This is a genomic window from Kibdelosporangium philippinense (genome assembly GCF_021390435.2).
Classification (GTDB): domain Bacteria; phylum Actinomycetota; class Actinomycetes; order Mycobacteriales; family Pseudonocardiaceae; genus Kibdelosporangium; species Kibdelosporangium philippinense.
In genome coordinates, this window is sequence record NZ_JAJVCN010000002.1 from 1,404,188 (window position 1) to 1,423,236 (window position 19,049).

Genomic DNA, 19,049 nt, shown 5'->3' on the forward strand with positions numbered 1-19,049 from the left:
GCCGGTTTTCGGCGGTTCGAGTTTCTCCCAGGAAGCTGGGATACCGGTGGTCAGCGGGTGCTGGAACCTTTCAGGACATGCATCAGATCAAGGCGGGCAGGGTGGCGGCCATCAGGTTCGCGATGAGTTCACGGCGGGTGCGCGAGCCGGTCTTGTCGAAGATGGCCTTCATGTGGTCCTGCACGGTGAACGGCGCGATCGACAGCAACCGCGCGACCTCGGCCGTAGTACGGCCGAGCACGGTGTGCAGCGCTACTTCCTGTTCCCTTGCCGTCAATCCGTAGGACAACAAGGCGATCATCACGAACGCGGCCGGAACGTCCCGGTCAGTGGTGAGTTCGGTGATCACGGCCTCGGCCCCCTGGTTCGCCGAGACCACCCGGTCGCGTGCGTCAAGCAGCGCCAACGCAGGTAGGTCGTGAGTGGTTATCCATGTTCTAACGCGGATAACCACTCACGAGGTTTTTCACAGCAGGTCGTGGATCTTGATCGGCAGGCTGCGAACCCGCTTGCCGGTCGCGTGGAACACGGCATTGGCGATGGCAGGGCCGATGCCGCACGAGCCGAGCTCACCGACCCCACGGGCGCCGGACGGACTGGCGATCTGGTCGTTCTCCTCAAGGAAGGTCACGTCGATCTCGCCGATGTCCGCGTTCACCGGAACCACGTAACCGGCCAGGTTGCGTGACAGGAAACGCCCGAGCCGGGGCTCCATCACCGACTGCTCAAGCAAAGCTTGCCCGAGGCCCCAGATGATTCCGCCGGTCATCTGGCTGTGCGCGGCCACCTGGTTGATGATCCGCCCGGCGCTGTACACGCCCACGATCCTGGGCACACGCACCACACCAAGGTCCGCGTCGACCCGGACCTCGACGAACACCGCGCCGAAGGACTTGATCGTGTAGTCGTTCCGCGAGGCCGCTGGCGCCCAGCTTCCCTCCGACTCGACGAACTCCAGACCGGCCGCGTCCACCAGGTCGGCCAACGAATCCCCTGGCTGTGCTTGAAGTTTCTCCATCACCGACGATGCCGCGTTCTGCACCGCGGCCGACAGGCTCCCGCTGGACAACGAGGCGAACGTGCCCGGGTGCGGGGGATAGGAGCTGTCACCGTGCCGTACCTCGACATCCGACGGTTCGCAGCCAAGGGTTTCGGCGGCGATGATCTGGACCATCGCGGGCAGGCCGCTGCCGATTTCCTGCATGTCGGTCTCGACGATCACGTGCCCGTCGGAGTCGACTCGGACACGTGCCGCGGACGGTGAAGCGACGGAGCCGAACGTCGCCACCGCCATGCCCCAGCCGATCTGCCAGTTGCCGTCGCGCATCTGCGGTTTACGGTCGGCCCAGCCGAACCGCTCGGCACCTTCGGTCAGGCACTCCACGAGCTTGCGTGATGAGAAAGGCTTACCGGACAACGGATCCACTGACGGCTCGTTGCGCAGCCGCAACTCGACCGGGTCGATGCCGAGTTCGACGGCCAGTTCGTCCATCGCGCACTCAAGGGGGAAAAGGCCGGGGCCTTCGGCCGGTGCACGCATCGGCGCGGGCTGTGGCTTGTCCAGCGCCTCGATCTTCAGGTCTGTCTCGATGTTCGGGCTGTCGTAGAGGAACGTCGCCGCGCCTGTCGTGGATTCGACGTATCCGCCCACGCGTGCGGATGCGTTCACGCTGAGGTGCCGGATCGCCGTCAGCTTGCCGTCGGCAGTCGCACCCAAGGTGATCGTCTGCGAAGTGGCGGGCTGATGCCCGGACAGCGAGAACATCTGGGCCCTCGTCATGACCAGTTTCACGGCACGTCCGCTCACCTTGGCCGCGGCGACGGCGAGGATGAGATGCGGCCAGATGTACCCTTTCGCCCCGAAACCCCCGCCCACGTATGGGCAAATCACTCGGACGTGCTCTCGGGGAATCTGGAACAGCCCGGCCAACGTGCTCTGTGCCAGTGGGGAAGACTGTGTAGACGTGTGGACGGTCAGCTGATCGCCCTCCCACCAAGCGATTGTGGCCGACGGTTCGATCGGGCTGTGGTGCCGGTCCGCGGTCGTGTACGTGGCGTGCACGGTCTTGTCCGCGCTCGCCAGGCCCGCGTCGACGTCACCCTTCTTGTCGGAAGGAGCTTTGAACAAGCCCGCGCCGCCGGGCGCGACCTGCTCTGCCTGTCCGAAGACGACCGGACTTGAACTGTCCGAATAGGTCACCGAAGTCAACGAGGCGGCGTGTTGCGCCTGTTCCAGAGTCTCGGCGAGGACGACCGCGACCGGCTGGCCGTCATAGTGGATCTCTGTTGACTGCAACGGAAGCAGGACGTGGCCTAGCGGAGGGCCCGGCTGCGGCGCCAATTCGCCGACATTGGTGTGGTCGACAAAGGCCACGACGCCAGGGGCATCCGGCTTCTCGATGGCGACGACACGTCCATTGGGGACGGTAGCCGTGACGAGAGCCGCATGGACCACGTCAGGGATCTGAGTGTCGGCGGCGTAAATCGCGGCACCGGTGAGCTTGGCGGGACCGTCCGGCCTGAGCTGTGAGGTCATCGGGTCGCCTCCAACGCTCGCACAGCGGCACGTTGAGCCAATGTCACCTTGTAACCGTTGTCCGCCAAAGGCCGGGCGTCTGCAAAGGACAGTGCGACAGCTTCAGCCAATGCGTTCCGGTCGCTCAACGAAACACCGGCCAAAGCGGACTCGGCGGCGGTCAACCGCCACGGCCGATGCGCGACGCCACCCAACGCGATCCGAGCCGAAGTGATCGTGTCGCCGTCAAGTTCGACCACGGCAGCCGCGGAAACCACAGCGAACTCATAGGAAGTCCGTTCACGCACCTTCAAATAGTGCGAAAGCGGCGCCGGACCAGGAACCTCCACCGCGATGATCAGCTCGTCGGACGCCAGCTCGCTGTGAATCTCCGGCGTGTCCCCGGGAAGCCGATGGAAGTCCGCAGCCGGAATCCGCCGCTCACCACCAGGGCCTTGAACAACAACCACAGCATCAAGAGCAGCTAACGCGACGGCCAAATCAGACGGATGAGTAGCCACACAGGACTCACTCCACCCGAAGATCGCGTGCCCGCTGGTGTCCCCGGCCAAAGCCGAACACCCGCTGCCAAGCGAGCGCTTGTTACACGGCACGAAGGTGTCGGAGCGGAAGTACGGGCACCGGGTCCGCTGCTGCAGGTTGCCGCCGATCGTGGCCATGTTACGCAACTGTGCGGAAGCCGCCCGAAGCAAAGAATCCCGAAGAACGGGATAGTCCGCGATGGCCGGGTGCTCAGCCACATCGCTCATCCGTGCCAGCGCGCCAAGGCGGAGCGGGCTGGTGCTGATCTCGGTCAACGGCAGGCCGCTGATGTCGACCAAGTGCGCCGGCGACTCGATGCCTTCCTTGAGCCAGTTCACCATCTCGGTGCCGCCTGCGATCAGCTGGGTTCCCGGCGTGGTCAAGGCATCCAGCGCAGCCGAAACGTCAGCAGCCCGGTCGTACGAGACTGTCTTCATTGGACGCTCGCCTCCGTGACCGCCGCGACGATCTGCGGATAAGCCGCGCAGCGGCAGATGTTGCCGCTCATCCACTCCTTGATCTCCTCGGCCGAGCCGGTGTGCCCCTCAGCGATACATGCGACCGCCGACATCACCTGGCCAGGCGTGCAGAAACCGCATTGGAACGCGTCGTTCGCGTGGAAAGCGCGTTGCACGGGATGCATCTCGCCGTCCGGCGAGAGGCCCTCGATGGTGGTGACCTCAGTGTTCTCCGCCGCGACGGCCAGCATCATGCATGACAGCACCCGGCGGCCGTCCACCAGGACTGTGCACGCTCCGCATTCGCCGCGGTCACAGCCCTTCTTGGTGCCGGTGAGACCGAGTTGCTCGCGCAGGGCGTCGACGAGCGTGGTCCGTGGGTCAACGGGGAGTTGATATGTCTCCCCGTTGACCGTGAGTTCGTGGTGGGATGTCACCCACCCGAGCCTATTCGTAGAGTGAGTCGATTGCTTCTGAATAGCGCTCAGTGATCACCCGGCGCTTGAGTTTCAGCGTCGGCGTCACCTCACCGGATTCCGGCGTCCACGTCTGCGACAGCACGTGGTATTTCTTGATCTGTTCCGGCTGGGCGAGCGCGGAGTTTGCCTGCTGCACCAGGTTCGCGATCTCCTCGAGCACGGCAGGCTCCTCGGCCAGGTTCTCCGTCGGGATCCCCTTGGCTTGCGCCCAGAGCGGCGCGGTCTCGTCATCGAGAACAATGAGCGCGGTGACGAACGGCCGCATGTCACCGATTGCGACGGCCTGGCTGATCAGCGGGTGCGCCCGCAGCAGGCCTTCGACCTTGGCTGGCGCGATGTTCTTGCCGCCCGAGGTGATGATCAGTTCCTTCTTGCGGTCGGTGATGTAGACGAATCCGTCCTCATCGATCCGGCCGACGTCACCCGTGGCGTACCAGCCCTCCGCGTCGACGTTCGGCTCGATCGAGCCGTCCGCCTGCAGATAGCCCATGAACACGATCGGGCCGCGGACGAACAGCTCGTCGTCCTCACCGACCTTGACCTCGACACCCGGAATCGCCGGGCCGACCGAACCAACTCGGTAGTGCTCCGGGACGTTCTGCGTCGCCGCGCCGGTCGTCTCGCTCAGCCCCCACACCTCAAGGACCGGGATACCGATACTGGCAAGGAAGTCCAGCACCGAGACCGGGATGGGCGCGGCACCGCTGTTGCCGCCGCGTTCGGCCTTGTCCAGCCCGAGCATGGTCCTGATCGGCAGTAACGCCTTCTCGTCGAGCGCCTTCTTCTTCGCGGCCAGCTCCTCGGGAACCGGCTTGCCTTCGCTGCCAAGCCGCCACACTTCCAGCGCCGCGTCTCGTGCCATCTGCACGCCCGCGCGCTGCTCCTCGGGCATCGCACCAAGGCCGCCCTGCAGCGCGGCAGCCATCTTCTCCCAGACGCGCGGCACGCCGAAAATGCCAAATGGCCGAACACCGTGCAAAGCCGGGATGAGCTGCGTGTGGTCCGGGACCGCGGTCACGTGCGCGGCCTTGTACATCGCCAGATAGATGCCGAGCATGCGTTCGGCGATGTGCGCCAACGGCAGGTACGCAACCGAGTTGCCGTGCATCGGCAACGGGTGCGCCAGATCCACCGAAGCGGCCTGGAACAGCACGTTGTGGTGGCTGAGCACCACGCCCTTCGGCTCGCCCGTCGTGCCCGAGGTGTAGATCATGCACGCGGGCTGCTCGACCACGATCGCATCGGTCAGCTGCTCGAAGGCCGACGGGTCCGCCGCGTGCTTGGCCGCGCCCTTCTCGTAGACCTCGCGATATGACACGTACCTGTCATCGCCCTCGGGGATCGCGGATTCGTCGATCACCACGACCTTGCGCAGGTCGGGCAGCTCAGCGAGGGCGGCCGACCAGCGGTCCATCTGCTGCGCGCCTTCGATGACAACCACGGGCGACGCGCTGTGCTTGGCGACGTACACGATCTGCTCGGTGGACAAGGTGTCGTACGTGGTGCACGAGATCGCGCCGAGGTGCAGCGCGCCAAGATCGCTGACCCAATGCTCCGGCCGACGAGAAGACATGATCAGCATGCGGTCGTTCTGGCCGAGCCCGAGCTCGGCAAGACCGTGCGAGAGCGCGGCCGCGTGCTCGCGAAGCTCAGCCCAAGTCAGTGTGGTGACCTCACCAGGGCTCCACCCCTTGCTCAGCGCGGGCTTGTCACCGAACTCGGTGGCGTTGCGCCGCAACAATGTTGCGACCGTATGGCCCGCGATAGCCCGCTCTACGTCGGCTGCTGTTCCCACCGTCGCTCCTTTGCGTGTGCCTAGGGTTTGCAACCTAGGCGAAAGCGACGGCCAACTCCAGACTCGTCAGTAACTCCAGCGGCTGCGGGCGATGATCTCCTCCGGAGGCAGGACGGACAGCAGCTCGATTTCATTCTTTCGGACAGTGGTGATGGCATCGACGAGTTCCGGGCCGAAAGTGGTGATCAACGCCAGTTCGGTCTCGAACGCCTCGACCGCGGCGGCGAGGTTCGACGGCAGCGGAATGGCGTCCGGCAGCGTCGCCGGGTTGACGTCAACCGGATCTGGCAAGGTTGCGCCTTCGGTGACTCCGGCGCTGCCCGCGGTCAGCAACCCGGCGAGCGCCAGGTACGGATTGGCCGAGCCGTCGAAGCATTTGATCTCGATGTTCGGTGACTCGGCTGCGATGAATCGCAGCGCCGCTTCCCGGTTCTCCAGGCCCCATACCTGGAACGCGCCAGCCCAATGTGAAGGGATCAGCCGCAGGTAACTCGGCACGGAAGGTGCGCCAATTGCCAACAACGCGGGCAACCTCGTCAGAATCCCGCCGACAAAGGATGTGCCTTCGGGCGTCAGGCCGAATGTGCCGTCGCCGCCGCCCATCAGGTTCTCGCCTTCGCGCCACACGCTCAGGTGAACGTGACAGCCGTTGCCGACACCGTCTGCGACGACCTTCGGCGCGAACGTGGCGCGCAGGCCGTGGTTGACGCTGACCGCGCGGATCGTCTCGCGGACGAGAACAAGGTGATCAGCGGCGGTCACGGGGTCCTGGTGCGCGACCGAGATCTCGTACTGGCCGGCCGCGTACTCCGGGTGAATCTGCTGGACGTGGATTCCTTGCGTCGCCAACGCGGCCAGCACGTCGTGCAGGTAGCCGTTCAGCTCGGTCAGCCTGGTCATGCCGTACGCCGGGCCTGAGCAGGCCGGCACGAACTCGTCGCCGTCGCCCTTGGAAACACACCATTCGATCTCGAACGCGGCCCGCGCGCTCAAGCCCTGCTCGGCGAGCTCGCTGACCACGCGCACCAGCAGGCCGCGAGAATCACCCGGATGGACGTTTCCGTCCTGGTCGTAGCGCACGCCCGGCGCCCACGCCCAGCCCGGCTGCGCCGCCAGCACGGTCAGCTTGCTGACGTCGGGCTTCAGCCGCAGGTCACCGACGGGACCGCCGGTGCTGGAGTCGTCGAAGACAAACCGGTCGAAACTCGGCGAGTTGCCGATGCCGTTGGCCACCGCGTTGGCCAAAACACCGACCGGGACAGCCTTCACCCTGGTCACACCGGCGTTGTCGACGAAGGTCACGGCCACCGCGAGCACTCCTCGCGCGGTCAGATTCGCGGAGTCCATCGCCATCCCCTAACTCTCTACGCTAGGTACCAATGATCTCCTTGGTGAGCGGAGCGCGCGATGGCGGATTGGGCAAACCTTCAGCTGATCGACCACCACTGCCATGGATTGGTCCAGCGTGACCTTGACCAAGGCGAGTTCGAGACGTTGCTGACCGAAGCGTCCACAGTGGCCGTCAGCGCCTTCGATTCCCGCATTGGCCTGGCGATACGCCGGTGGTGTGCGCCGATTCTCGATCTGCCGGAGCACGCACCGGCCGACGAGTACATCGCCAGGCGGCGCGAATTGGGCTTCAGCGAGGTCGACGACCGGTTCATGGGTTCTGCCGGATTGTCTGGACTCTGCGTCGACACCGGGTACGTGCCCGAGCCGATCTCCACGCCAGCCGATCTCGCTTCGCTGGCCGGGGGTGCTGCTTGGGAAATCGTCCGGCTTGAGCAGGTTGCTGAGGAGCTGTACGGCCAGGTCGACGCGATCGGCTTCGCGCAAGCGTTTCAGTCTGCTTTGGAGCAACGGACCGCTTCGGCCGTTGGCGTGAAGTCGATTGCCGCGTATAGGGTCGGTTTGGATCTGGATCCCGCGCGTCCTGGGGCTGACACGGTCGCGGATGCGGTGTGGCGGTGGTTCTCTGGTGAGAAGCGACTCGCTGATCCGGTGTTGCAACGGTTCCTGATCTGGTGCGCGGTCGATCGTGGGCTGCCGATCCAGTTCCACGTCGGCCTCGGCGACTCCGATGTGGACATGAAGTCAGGCAATCCGTTGCTGCTGATGCCTTTGCTGCGGGCGATCGAACCCACTGGTGTTCCGGTCATGTTGCTGCACAACTATCCGTTCCACCGGGAGGCCGGGTATCTGGCTCAGGTTTTCGGCAATGTTCATGTGGACGTTGGGCTCGCCACGCACAATTTGGGTGACCGGTCGAGCGTGCTGATCGAGGAGACTTTGGAACTGGCGCCGTTTGGGAAGTTCCTGTTCTCGTCGGATGCCTTTGGTTTGTCGGAGCTGTATTACTTGTCGTCACGGTTGTTCCGTCGGGGTATGGCGGCAGTGTTGGGTACGGGAGTTTCCGTGGGGTCCTGGAGTGCGTCGGACGCGGACCGGCTGGCCCTTCTTGTCGCTTCCGGCAACGCGTCGCGGGTATACGGGCTAGGCTGATTTTTCGTGTATGACGCTGAGTTCTTCGCCGATCCGCATCCGACCTACGGCCGGATGCGTGCGGAAGCCGCGGTGCATCGGGTGCAGGATCCGAAAGGGTTGACGTACTGGCTGATCACCAGGTTCGACGAGGGCAAGGCGGCATTGGCGGATCCTCGGCTCGCCAAGGACCCACGACGGGCCTGGGACGCTTTGCGGGCGGCCGGAATGGTCAGCGGCTCGCCTTCGGAGGCCACATTTGACCTGCATTCCACCGATCCGCCGGATCACACTCGGCTTCGGGACGCGGTCACCAAGGCGTTCACTCCGGGACGGGTCGAGGCGCTTCGGCCTCGGGTTCAGGCGATCGCGGATGATTTGGTTTCCGGCTTCGGCTCTGCGGTCGATCTGATAGGTGACTACGCGTATCCGTTGTCGTTGACCGTGATCGCGGAGTTGCTGGGCATTCCGATCGCGGACCGTGAGCAATTCCGGGTGTGGACGACCGCGGCCATGACACCGCCGTACATCGAGTCCGCTGGGTTGTCTCGCGAGGAAGGCGGCCGTCTGCTCCGGCAGTACGTCACGGATTTCGTTGACGCGAAAGAAGAAGCCGACGACCTGGTCAGCGCGCTGCTGAACACCTCGCTGAGCCGGACCGAAGTCATCACGCTGACACAGCAGCTGCTGTTCGCCGGACATGAGCCGACCATGAACCTGATCGGCAACGGGATGGCGACTTTGCTGCGTCACCCGGCTCAACTTTCCCTGCTGCGCGCGAACCTCTCGCTGTTGCCTCGCGCGATCGACGAACTGATCCGATTCGACGGACCGACCGCGCGGGCTTCACCTCGGTATGCGACAACAGACATCGAAATCGCTGGTTCGGTCATTCCCGCGGGCAGTGTCGTGGTCGTCGGTATTGCTTCGGCCAATCGTGATCCGCTTCGGTTTGCCTCGCCGGACGTTCTCGACATCTCGCGGCAGGTCACGCATTTGGCGTTCGGGCACGGCATTCACCGCTGCTTGGGCGTTCCGCTGGCCCGGTTGGAGGCCGAGATCGGGATCGGGACCTTGCTCAGTTTGTCTCTTGAGCTTGCTGACGAGCTGGAGTGGCATCCGTTCCCGGTGTTCCGAGGCCTGAAAGCGTTGCGGGTTTCGGCCACACCGCGTAGATGACCGCGGAGATCACGAACCCGACCAGGAACGTGATGTCCCCGATCCACGGAATGGCTTCGGGTACCGGGCCGACGTACCTTGACTGGTTGGCGAACAGTCCAATGGAGACGGTCATCCCGGTCAGCAGTGCGATCGGACCGGCCCAGTTCTTGTAGGACTTGTCATCAAGCACCAGCCGTTGGCCGCGTCTGATGTGCATATCCACCAGCGTGACGCCGAGCCACGGCCCGACCCAGTACGCGATCACCAGAAGGAAGCTTTCGTACGCATGCCCTGCGTCGGAAAGCCCAAGCCAAGCAAGGATGAACCCGACAACACCGAACCCGGCGGCGACGAACGCACGGCGCCACGCCATTGGCAGCTTCACACCAAGCGTCAAGAACGCGAGCGCGGCCGAGTACACATTGAGAACGTTCGCCGCGACCGCCCCCAGCGCGATGCACAGCAGCGTCAGTGCCGCGAGCCAGCCAGGCAAGTGGCTGGTGAAGACAGTTGTCGGGTTGTCCGAAGTGGATCCATCGATGGTGACTGACGCGGCCCCAACGAGCATCAGCACAGTCGTGGCCAGGAACAGCCCGGATCCCGCTGACCAACCGACTGCACGACGTGACGTCTTCGTTGGCAGGTAACGCGTGTAGTCGGCGGCATAAGGGTTCCAGCCAGCCGTGTACCCGAAAGCCGCACTCGCGGCGAGCAGGAACCCGCTCACGTTCCCGCCTGATTCCTGGCTGGGCGAGGACTTGCTGAAGATGACCACGGCCGTGATCGCGAAAACCACTGCGAGGACCGGGAACACGTACCGCTCAAACGCTTGGACGAGGTTGTGCCCGAAGAACGCGATCAGGATCTGCAGACCGACCACAATGACCAGACACAGTAGAACAGGCATACCGGTCAACGAGTTAAGCGCGAACGCTCCGCTGACGCTGTTGACCGCGAACCACCCCGCGCCTGCCATCACCGACATCAGCGTGGCGGGCAGGACATTGCCCCAGTAACCGAAGGCGGCCCGGCCGAGAACCATTTGCGGGACACCATGTGTCGGGCCGCGCGCGGACAGGACGCCGTGCGCGATCGAGCCAAGCAGGTTGCCGATCGTGAGCGCGGCAGCGGCCTGCCAGAAGCTCAGCCCGAACGCGGACACCGCGAGCACGCCGAGGAAGATCGTGGCGAACTCGAGGTTCGGCGATGTCCACGTCCAGAACAGCTGGCGTGGCCCGCCGTGCTTGTCGGCTGGCGCGATCGGCTCGATCCCGCCAGGCTCGACCTTGACCAGCTTTTCGCCGTACATCAGGTCACTGTGATGGCGTCGAGCTTCTCTTTCAGGTAATCGGCGGCGATCACCTCGGGGTAGTCGGTTCGGCCGATCGGCGGCCCGAGCGACTTGATCCGGGCGTCATGGTCGGTCTCGTAGAAGAAGATCAACGACACCAGGTCCTCATCCGGCGCGCTGGCGTGCGGCGGAAGCACGCGGTGCCGCGTCGAACGCCACCGGTCGCCGGTCCACCTGGCCATCAGGTCGCCGATGTTGATCGTGAACGCGTCGGGGTGGTAGGGCGCGTTCTCCCAACGACCGTCCTTTGTGAACACCTGAAGCCCGCCGACACCGGCTTCCCGGTCGAGTACAGTGACCGTGCCGAAGTCGGTGTGCGGGCCGATCCGGAACTGGCCAACATCGGGGTGCCCGACCACGGACATCGGTGGATACCAGTTGATGTTGAAGGTGTACGTGGGATGCCGGGTGTGTGCGATGAAATGGTTCTCCGGCAACCGAAGCGCGACGGCCATAATGGTCAGCAACTCGTCGGACAGCTGGCGCATCTTGGCCATGTACTCGACCGCGGTTGATTCGAGGAACGGAACCTCGTCCGGCCATACGTTCTGCGCGAACCAGAAGTCGTCGATTTCCTTGACACCGACAGCGCTGTCGGCACCGACCGAATAGGACTCTTTGAGATCCGGCGGCGTCTCAGTGCCCTCGGCGTACGCGTTCGCCTCTACGCCCGGCGGCAACCAGCCGCGCCCGCCGACCGAGACCGCGTAGCGCTGCTTGGTCTCGCCTGGCAGGCCGAAGAACCTGCGGGCTTGCTTGCGCGTGTCGTCTCGTAGCGACTTCTCCACGCCGTGCCCGGTGATCAGCAGGAACCCGGAGTCCTGCAGGGCGCGGTCGACCTGGTCGGCAACCTTCAGCCGGTCTTTCAGCGAGCCGTGGAACCACGGTTCAAGGTCGATCAGCGGGACAGTCATGAGTGTTCCTCCCCGATATCCTCGAACCACAAGCCGGGGTGTTCCTTGATGAACTCGGTCATCAGCTCGACAAGGTCCGGATCGTCCACAATGGTCACCTGAACGCCGTTCTCGGCCAGCCAGTCGTGGCCGCCGTGAAACGTCGTCGCCTCGCCGATGACCACCCGGCCGATGTTGAACTGGCGAACCAGCCCACTGCAGTACCAGCAGGGCGACAACGTGGTCACCATGATCGTGTCCCGGTAGTGCGGTCTGCGGCCGGCATTCCGGAACGCGGCGGTCTCAGCGTGCATCGATGGATCATCATCCTGCACCCGCCGGTTGTGCCCGCTGCCCAAAAGTTCGCCATCAGGGCCATAGAGGGCCGCGCCAATGGGGATCCCGCCGGCCGCCTTGCCATGCAGCGCCTCCTGGCGCGCCACGGCCAGCATCTGTTTCGCCTCGATCAACTCGCGGCTCGCGTGCATGGTCACACTGTCGTGCCTCTGCGGCGGACTGGCAAGAGCTTGACCCGCCGGCCGCGTACCCGGTAGGGATGTGACTCTCCGTGTTCAGGCTGGGCGTCGGTGGCAAGGGAAGGACCCCGAGCTAGCCCGGCACTACCACGTCATCGCCCCTGACCTGCGCGGCGCGGGCGGCAGCGACGCTCCGGCAGGCGGCCATTTACGCCCGCGCGGTGAAACGGCCGGGGCATTTGCGGGCTACTCTCGAGTGGTACCGCGCCTTCAATCAGGACGTCGCCGACAACGCGGTCTACGCCAAGACCAAGCTCACGATGCCGGTTCTGGCCCTCGGCGCCCAGTACAGCTGGGGAGGGTTCGTGCTCGATCCGGTGCGCGGCCTGGCCACCACCGTGACCGGCGGAGTCATCAAGGACTCGGATCACTGGATTTGGGAGGAAAAGCCGGCCGAGATGACAGACCGGGTGCTCGGATTGCTTGGTCACTGACCTTCACGATGGGCGGCGTGCCCGTTTCAGGCTTCGAGAACGGCCTCGGGCGCGTCAACCACAGGAGGCAGGGACGACCATGGGAAGTTGATCCACCGGTCGGTGTAGCGCCAGACATAGTCGCATTTGACCGTTGAGTGCGGCTTCTCGTAAACGACCGCGCACCGAACCTCGGCCACATGGTCCTCACAGAAGTCGCGGACAAGCTTGAGGGTCGCGCCGGTGTCCGCGACATCATCGGCCACCAGAACCTTGGCGCCGGCGAGATCGACGACATTGGGCACCGGCGGAAGCATGACCGGCAGGTCAAGACGCTCATTGACACCCGTGTAGAACTCGACGTTCATGACGTGCAGGTTCTTGACGTTGAGGGCGTAACCCAGGGCCCCAGCCGCGAACAAGCCACCACGAGCGATGGACAGAATCAGGTCGGGCCGGTAGTCGTCGGCCGCGATCCGCTCGGCCAGCTCGCGCGTCGCTGTGCCGAAAAGCTCCCACGTGAGTATCTCGCGCTGCTCGGTCATGTGGTTGAGCTTAGTTGCTTGTCTCAAAAGGACCCCCGAACCTCCCGCACCCGCTCACCCGGCACACAGGTGGGCTGGGTCACCACCGGATCCGCCCGCGACAGCCATCCGCTCGCCGGTGTCCCAAGAAAAATACCGACCGGTCTTTTTCTTCTTGCAAACCGGTCGGTTGGTTTTGTATGGTGGCCGAGCCAAGCGAGCACGGACGGAGAAGCTGATGGAGATCGCCGTTTTGGGACCATTGACGGTCAAGGCAGGCTCGGGCGAGGTGATCCCGACGGCGGCGAAACCGCGCAAGCTGCTCGCGATGCTCGCCATCCACGCCGACGACGTCGTGCCCATCGTCGAGTTGAACGAAGAACTCTGGGGCAACGACATCCCCCGCAGCGCCAGCACGACGTTGCAGACGTACATCCTCAACCTGCGCACCCTGATCGCGTCGGCCATGGGCTCGTCGAGCGCGCAAGCCAAGCAGATCTTGTCGACGAGGCCCGGCGGTTACGCGCTGAACACGACCTCGGTGGACGTGCGGGACTTTGAGCGGCTCACCGAAGCTGGGCATCGCGCCCATCAGGCGCGCGAGTACGAGCTCGCCGCGGACCACTTCCGTCAGGCGCTCGCATTGTGGCGCGGACCGGCCCTTGTGGACGTCCAACTTGGACCGTTGCTGGAAGGCGAAGTTCAGCGCCTGACCGAAGCGCGGTTGTGTGCGTTGGACCGGCGGATCGATGCCGACCTAAGGCTTGGTCGGCATCATGAACTGATCGGTGAGCTGACCGGCTTGGTCGCCAAACACCGTACGCACGAGGGACTCCACGCGCACCTGATGGTCGCCTTGTACCGGAGTGGCCGTCGTGCTCAGGCGATGACCGTCTACCGCAAGATGCGGACCTCATTGATCGATGAGCTCGGGCTCGAGCCATCCCCGAGTCTGCGCCGACTGCAGCAGGCGATCCTCAAGTCCGATGTGGCTTTGGGGGAGTCACGCCTTGAGCGCGTCGGGGTGAGCCTTCCGGGGTGAACTTGCCGATCCTGCGTGGCGGAACGAGCGAAGGCAGCACGTACCGCCACATGTTGGCGACCCGCTCGGGCAGGTCCTTGCGGTCGGTCAGCACCTGTGAGGACATCTGCAGGCCGCTGAACGCGCCGACAACGAAGGTGGCGAAGTCGATGGTGGTGACGTCCTTGCGGATGTCACCACGCTGCTGGGAAAGATCGAGCTGCGCACGGATCACGTTGATCCACTGCAGATACGGCTCCGGGCTCGGATCGGCGAACGTGCCCTGCTCGATCACCAACCGAATGCTTGCTCGGACGCGCACGTTCTCCTGGAGGTTGCGAGCCATGCTGTGGGTCAGATCGATCACGGTCTGCAGGCCGGGGTCGTCGCCGCTTGGCTGCCAGACGGAGAACTGCTCGTCGATCAGGGCGTGCGCGAGCTCTTCCTTGGACGCGAAATGAAAGTACAGCGCGCCTTTGGTGACACCGGCCTCGGCGAGAATGTCGGAAAGGCTCGCGCCCATGAAGCCGCGCGCGTCGAAAACCTTGGCGGCGGCGTCGAGAATGGTCGTCCGCGTCCGCTCGGCGCGCTCCTGCTTCGGCACTCGCTTTCCCCTTCCCGGTTTGTCCCAGCCGAGTCTACGTCCGGACATAGGCTGAAACAAACCGGGAAGTAGGTATTTTCTGCTGTGCTGATCAGGCGGGCGTGAAGGGGATCACGACCTTGGACTGCCCGTCGTTGACGCGCAGCGACGTGGGCACATTGCCGATCGCGTTCCAGACCTCCAGCCGGATGCACCCGTTGTTGAACGACTGCGGACTGCCGGTCGTAGCCCGCGGACCTGCGCTTTGGGTGTAGGTCTCCCAACCGCTGACCGGATCCGTGGCGAAGTAGGTGTACGTCTCGGCCCGGGTGTACGTCGAACCCGTTGGGGCGTAAGAAACTCGTGCCTGAACTCCGGCGCCGACACCTGAACCCGCGTCAACCCCAAGGCTGAACTGCGTCGTCTTGGACGAGTCGTAGGTTCCTGTGAAGCCGCATGCCGTGTAGGTCACTGGGTTGTGTGGTGTGCCGTCCCAGTTCCCGCCACCAGCCGACGAGATCGTCGCGCTTGCTCCACTTGTGCCCGCTGTCGTGGACAAAGCGTTGGTGTTGACGAAGAACGTGCTGCTCCCGCCGTCAGGCGGGTCGGTTGGCGGAGCCCCGGGACCACTGCCGCCCTGCCAGGTAATAGCACCAGTGGTCGCGGTTCGTCCGGGTTGGACAGTCAAGGAAACTCCGTTGGAGAAGTTGACTGTTATTGGAGCGGTACTCCGGTTGGACGCGACGTATGTTCGAGCGCCATTCTTGGTGAACACCGAGTACAGTGGAGTGTTCGCGGTAACTGTGGTGTCCACTTGGCCCAGTGCGGCGAGGTTTCGCAGCCAGTGGAACGTGTGCGCCCGGCTTTCGCCTTCCTCCGGCGAGTAACTGGTGGTCCGCCACGCCTGGAGAGCTGCGTCTGGTTGGGACAGTGCCTGGAACTCCCAGATGATGTCTCGCCAGACTGTCGGAGCGGACGGTTTGACGGTCCGCATCTCCTGCAGATTGCTGTTGATGTAGCCAGGGTTGTACCCGAGGTACAGCGATCCGCCGGCGATCGGCAGCATGTTGATGCCGTGAATCATCTCGGGCTCGGCGGAGAACCAGGTCGCGTACGCGCCGCCGTTGCCCCAAACCATGCCGACAGTGTTGTGCGGGAAGGCGGCAGGGAAGTTCGAGTTCGTGTTGTCGTGCCAGTACTCCGCGATCGCCGCGGCCTGTGTGACGTACTGGAAGATCCCGGCGTCACGAATGGTCTTGTTGTTCGTCGCCTGACCGAACTGGATGAGGGCGGCATCGAAGTTCATGCCCTCGGACGACGACTCCTGGTTGTTGCCAGCGAAGAAGTTCGCATGCCCGGAAGCCCAGTCATGCCCAGCGAAGATGTCGAAGTCCCGCAGGAACGGGAAACGCCGGTCATTGCGGTCATAGTTGTTGGCGTCACGGATGAGCACGTCAACCATGCCGCCATACTGGCTCGGTGAAGCCCAAGCGGGATCGTACTTCGCCAAAGTCGCGGCTGCCGCGATGAAGTAGCCATAGTGGAAATGGTGATCGTTGAGTTCCTGATCGGCCCCATAGGAAGCCGGGTAACCGATCAACGTCCCCCAACTGGAGTTGTAGCCGAAGACACGCGCGGTCTTGCCGGGCGTGGCCGTGAACCAATCAGTCAGCCGCGCCTTGATCGCCGACAGCATCTTGTCCCGAACGGCGTTGTTGCCGACGAGATCAGCGATTTCCGCGAGCCGCGCGGCCCGGCCGAGCCCCTTTCCTGTCCAGTAAGTGTCATTTCCAAAGCCCGCAAACGGATCACCGGCCCCGGCGGCGTTCAACTCATTGTTCAACGTGGTCAGATCGGCACCGGTCATACCAACCGCGGGCAGTTCAGGCAGCACGCCCCGATAGACCATGCTGGTCTGGAACGACGTTATGTTGGTCAAAACCCGCATCTGGCCGCGCGGCGAGACGTACGTGTTCGCGATCGGCGTGCCACCGGCCAGGTTCTTCCACAGGTGCGGGTACAGCGCGGCGACCGTGCTTGTCGTGCTGCCTTCCCTGGCCTGAGTGGTGAAGCTGTACGTCGCGTTGAGCCTGCTCGTCGCCTCGTTGAACGCCCACGAGACATTAGTTCCCGTGATGAACGAATAGGCGTAGGGTGCGAACGCGTTGAGCAGGTTCGTACGCTCCGTGGTGCTCGATTGCGCAGTCGTTGGCAGAACAGCGATCGAGAAGTACCCACGTCCGGCCAAAGTGGAGCTGACACTGGCGCCGGAAACCGTCCAAGTAGCACCGGTCGGCGCGAACAGAGCGTAGTCATGCCCGTTGATCGTCACACCAAGGGTTTTCCCGTTGTTGGCCCAAACTGTCGGAGCAGACTGGAAGCTCAGCTGAGCATTGCCACCGGTCGCTTCGGCGTAGACGAACGGAACCCCATGTCCGATAGTCGTTTTGAGCGACCGCCCGGCATTCGCCCACGACGCCTTGACGGTCCAGTCAGACCATCCATCGACCATCGCGGTCGCGGACAGACCAGCAACTCCGATCGTGAAGTCGGTGGAGTGCTCGAAGTGATACTCACCGACAGTGGTCGGCGACCCGGTAATCGTCGGCGTGGTGGGATAATCAACCCCAAGCCCGCCAGTCGTCGCCTTGAGTGACAACGGATGCGCCGACAAGTTGTCAGACCCAGTGCAATCGTTGCGTTTCCAGAGCAACGACGACCACCAGTCATTCGTCGGCACACCGCCGGAAGGTGCGTCACCGGTGACAAAAGTTCTCGCGTTGCTGCCGATCGACCCGCACCCGGTCGGCCCGGCGCCTGGCAGGCTGTCAAGGTAACCACCCGCGCCAACCGGGGTGGCATTAGCGGCGTTGTAGCTGGTGAACAGGACAAAGCTGACGGCCAGTGTGAAGACCGTGATGGTCGCGGTCATGGCCTGCTTCATTGCAGGGGGCATCGACTCTCCTGAAGGAAGAGTTGCAGGGCTGCGAGAGAGCGCTCTCACGCAGAACTCATAGGACCCTGTTCAACCACCGAATGTCAAGACTCCCCACCACGCCCACAGCCCACAGGACGGCCAACCTATAGTGTGCGAGCCCGTGGCCGTGCCCACCTCCCGCGGGCTTCGAGGGTTTGCCCACCTTGGTCGCGGCCTCTAAGAGGGCATCTGATCTTGGTTGGGGCGATATGTCTGTGTCGGGTGACGGCTGATACCTTGATCAACTTGTGGGGCCCCGGCGTGCGTACCGCAGCGACTTGTCCGATACTCGCTGGGCGTTGATCGAGCCAACGCTGACGGCGTGGCGTGCTGCCCGGCGTGGGCCGGGAACCGTGATGCGCGTGCATGACTTGCGGGAGATCGTGAACGCGATCCTGTACGTGTGCCGGACCGGGATCGCCTGGGAGTATCTGCCGCACGACTTCCCGCCCTGCAAGACGGTTTATGACTACTACGCCAAGTGGGAAGCCGATGGCACAACGGAAACGCTGCATGACCTGTTGCGTGACCAAGTCCGCGTCGCGAAAGGCCGCGCTGCTGCCCCGACGGCGGCGATCATCGACTCGCAGAGCGTGAAAACCTCCTGCAATGTCAGCGAATCCAGTCAGGGTATCGACGCGGGCAAGAAGATCAAGGGCCGCAAACGGCACATCGCCACCGATGTGCTCGGCCTGCTGCTGGCGGTAATCGTGACCGCGGCGTCGGTGCAGGATTCCGCTGGCGGGCAACAGGTTCTCGATCATCTCGCCGCTGCGCATCCGACCGTGTCGGCGGCATGGGTGGACGGCGGCTACAACAACACAGTCATCCGTCATGGAGCCCAGCGGGGTATCCGGGTTGAGGTCGTCAAACGCCCTTCTGCCAAGGGATTCCACGTGTTGCCCCGGCGGTGGGTAGTGGAGCGCAGTCTGGGCTGGCTGATGCAACACCGCCGACTCGCGCGCGACTACGAAGCCCTGCCCCAGCGGTCGCGCACGATGGTCCACTGGGCGATGACTAACATAATGAGCCGCACCCTGACCGGGGAATCCACCCAAACCTGGCGAAACGATCCACCCAAAGCAGACATTCTTGCCTAACTAAGATCAGATGCCCTCTAAGGGCATACCTACTTCGCGCTTGCCATTGCCCTGCCCAACCCCCGGAGCGAAGCGACGGGTTACGGCGCGACAGCGCGTGTGTCCACCATTCCTTGTGGTGAGTTGAACGCGCGAGCGGCGCACGGCGGGTACCAGCGGGGCTGGTAGCGAGTCGAGCAGTTTGACTCACCGTGAAGGAATGGTGGACACACGCCGGCT

At 64.0% G+C, this 19,049-nt stretch carries 17 protein-coding genes; 5 read left to right on the forward strand and 12 right to left on the reverse strand.

The window, feature by feature from the left end:
* Positions 1-82 precede the first annotated feature (82 nt).
* The 6 genes from LWC34_RS25595 to LWC34_RS25620 form a co-directional block, all read right to left on the reverse strand.
* Positions 83-406, reverse strand: a complete 324-nt coding sequence (locus tag LWC34_RS25595; protein ID WP_233727689.1) for a response regulator transcription factor — start codon at positions 404-406, stop codon at positions 83-85.
* A gap of 60 nt (positions 407-466) precedes the next feature.
* Positions 467-2,536, reverse strand: a complete 2,070-nt coding sequence (locus LWC34_RS25600; RefSeq protein WP_233727690.1) for a xanthine dehydrogenase family protein molybdopterin-binding subunit — start codon at positions 2,534-2,536, stop codon at positions 467-469.
* A complete protein-coding gene (locus LWC34_RS25605; protein ID WP_233727691.1) occupies positions 2,533-3,495 on the reverse strand; it encodes an FAD binding domain-containing protein in 963 nt (320 codons plus the stop codon). Before LWC34_RS25605 ends, LWC34_RS25600 begins: the two co-directional genes overlap by 4 nt.
* Entirely contained in the window at positions 3,492-3,953 is a 462-nt protein-coding gene (locus LWC34_RS25610; RefSeq protein WP_233727692.1) for a (2Fe-2S)-binding protein, read from the reverse strand. The genes LWC34_RS25605 and LWC34_RS25610 overlap by 4 nt, the downstream gene beginning before the upstream one ends.
* 10 nt (positions 3,954-3,963) lie before the next feature.
* Positions 3,964-5,790: an AMP-dependent synthetase/ligase gene (locus LWC34_RS25615; protein WP_233727693.1), complete on the reverse strand. Its 1,827-nt coding sequence runs from the start codon at positions 5,788-5,790 to the stop codon at positions 3,964-3,966.
* Positions 5,791-5,856: 66 nt separating this feature from the next.
* Positions 5,857-7,143 (reverse strand): glutamine synthetase family protein, encoded by a 1,287-nt coding sequence (locus tag LWC34_RS25620; protein ID WP_233727694.1) that lies wholly within the window; start codon positions 7,141-7,143, stop codon positions 5,857-5,859.
* Between the two features lie 54 nt (positions 7,144-7,197).
* On the opposite strand from LWC34_RS25620, the gene LWC34_RS25625 reads away from it, so the two are divergent.
* Positions 7,198-8,292: an amidohydrolase family protein gene (locus tag LWC34_RS25625; protein ID WP_233727695.1), complete on the forward strand. Its 1,095-nt coding sequence runs from the start codon at positions 7,198-7,200 to the stop codon at positions 8,290-8,292.
* Positions 8,293-8,298: 6 nt separating this feature from the next.
* Entirely contained in the window at positions 8,299-9,450 is a 1,152-nt protein-coding gene (locus LWC34_RS58135) for a cytochrome P450 family protein (RefSeq protein WP_233727696.1), read from the forward strand.
* Here LWC34_RS58135 and LWC34_RS25635 read toward each other — a convergent pair.
* Genes LWC34_RS25635 through LWC34_RS25645 form a run of 3 tightly spaced genes read right to left on the reverse strand, consistent with a single transcriptional unit; the run spans position 9,350 to position 12,164 of the window.
* Positions 9,350-10,741 carry a purine-cytosine permease family protein gene (locus LWC34_RS25635; protein ID WP_233727697.1) on the reverse strand — a complete coding sequence of 464 codons (1,392 nt, stop codon included), beginning with the start codon at positions 10,739-10,741 and terminating at the stop codon, positions 9,350-9,352. The genes LWC34_RS58135 and LWC34_RS25635 overlap by 101 nt on opposite strands.
* Complete coding sequence (locus tag LWC34_RS25640; protein WP_233727698.1) at positions 10,741-11,697, reverse strand: isopenicillin N synthase family dioxygenase; 957 nt, start codon at positions 11,695-11,697, stop codon at positions 10,741-10,743. Before LWC34_RS25640 ends, LWC34_RS25635 begins: the two co-directional genes overlap by 1 nt.
* Entirely contained in the window at positions 11,694-12,164 is a 471-nt protein-coding gene (locus LWC34_RS25645; RefSeq protein ID WP_233727699.1) for a nucleoside deaminase, read from the reverse strand. Before LWC34_RS25645 ends, LWC34_RS25640 begins: the two co-directional genes overlap by 4 nt.
* Positions 12,165-12,373: 209 nt before the next feature.
* Here LWC34_RS25645 and LWC34_RS25650 point away from each other — a divergent pair, with 209 nt between their 5' ends.
* A complete protein-coding gene (locus LWC34_RS25650) occupies positions 12,374-12,646 on the forward strand; it encodes a hypothetical protein (protein WP_233727700.1) in 273 nt (90 codons plus the stop codon).
* Between the two features lie 26 nt (positions 12,647-12,672).
* Here the strand turns inward: LWC34_RS25650 and LWC34_RS25655 are convergent, their stop codons facing one another.
* Positions 12,673-13,170: a phosphoribosyltransferase gene (locus LWC34_RS25655; protein WP_233727701.1), complete on the reverse strand. Its 498-nt coding sequence runs from the start codon at positions 13,168-13,170 to the stop codon at positions 12,673-12,675.
* 217 nt (positions 13,171-13,387) lie between these two features.
* On the opposite strand from LWC34_RS25655, the gene LWC34_RS25660 reads away from it, so the two are divergent.
* On the forward strand, positions 13,388-14,191 hold the full coding sequence (locus LWC34_RS25660; RefSeq protein ID WP_233727702.1) for an AfsR/SARP family transcriptional regulator: 804 nt from the start codon (positions 13,388-13,390) through the stop codon (positions 14,189-14,191).
* Here LWC34_RS25660 and LWC34_RS25665 read toward each other — a convergent pair.
* Entirely contained in the window at positions 14,127-14,774 is a 648-nt protein-coding gene (locus tag LWC34_RS25665) for a ScbR family autoregulator-binding transcription factor (RefSeq protein ID WP_233727703.1), read from the reverse strand. The genes LWC34_RS25660 and LWC34_RS25665 overlap by 65 nt on opposite strands.
* Positions 14,775-14,865: 91 nt before the next feature.
* The gene (locus LWC34_RS25670; protein ID WP_233727704.1) at positions 14,866-17,709 is read right to left on the reverse strand and encodes a glycosyl hydrolase; all 2,844 of its coding nucleotides are present in this window, start codon (positions 17,707-17,709) and stop codon (positions 14,866-14,868) included.
* A gap of 269 nt (positions 17,710-17,978) precedes the next feature.
* Here LWC34_RS25670 and LWC34_RS25675 point away from each other — a divergent pair, with 269 nt between their 5' ends.
* Entirely contained in the window at positions 17,979-18,830 is an 852-nt protein-coding gene (locus LWC34_RS25675) for an IS5 family transposase (RefSeq protein ID WP_233723521.1), read from the forward strand.
* Positions 18,831-19,049: the final 219 nt, after the last annotated feature.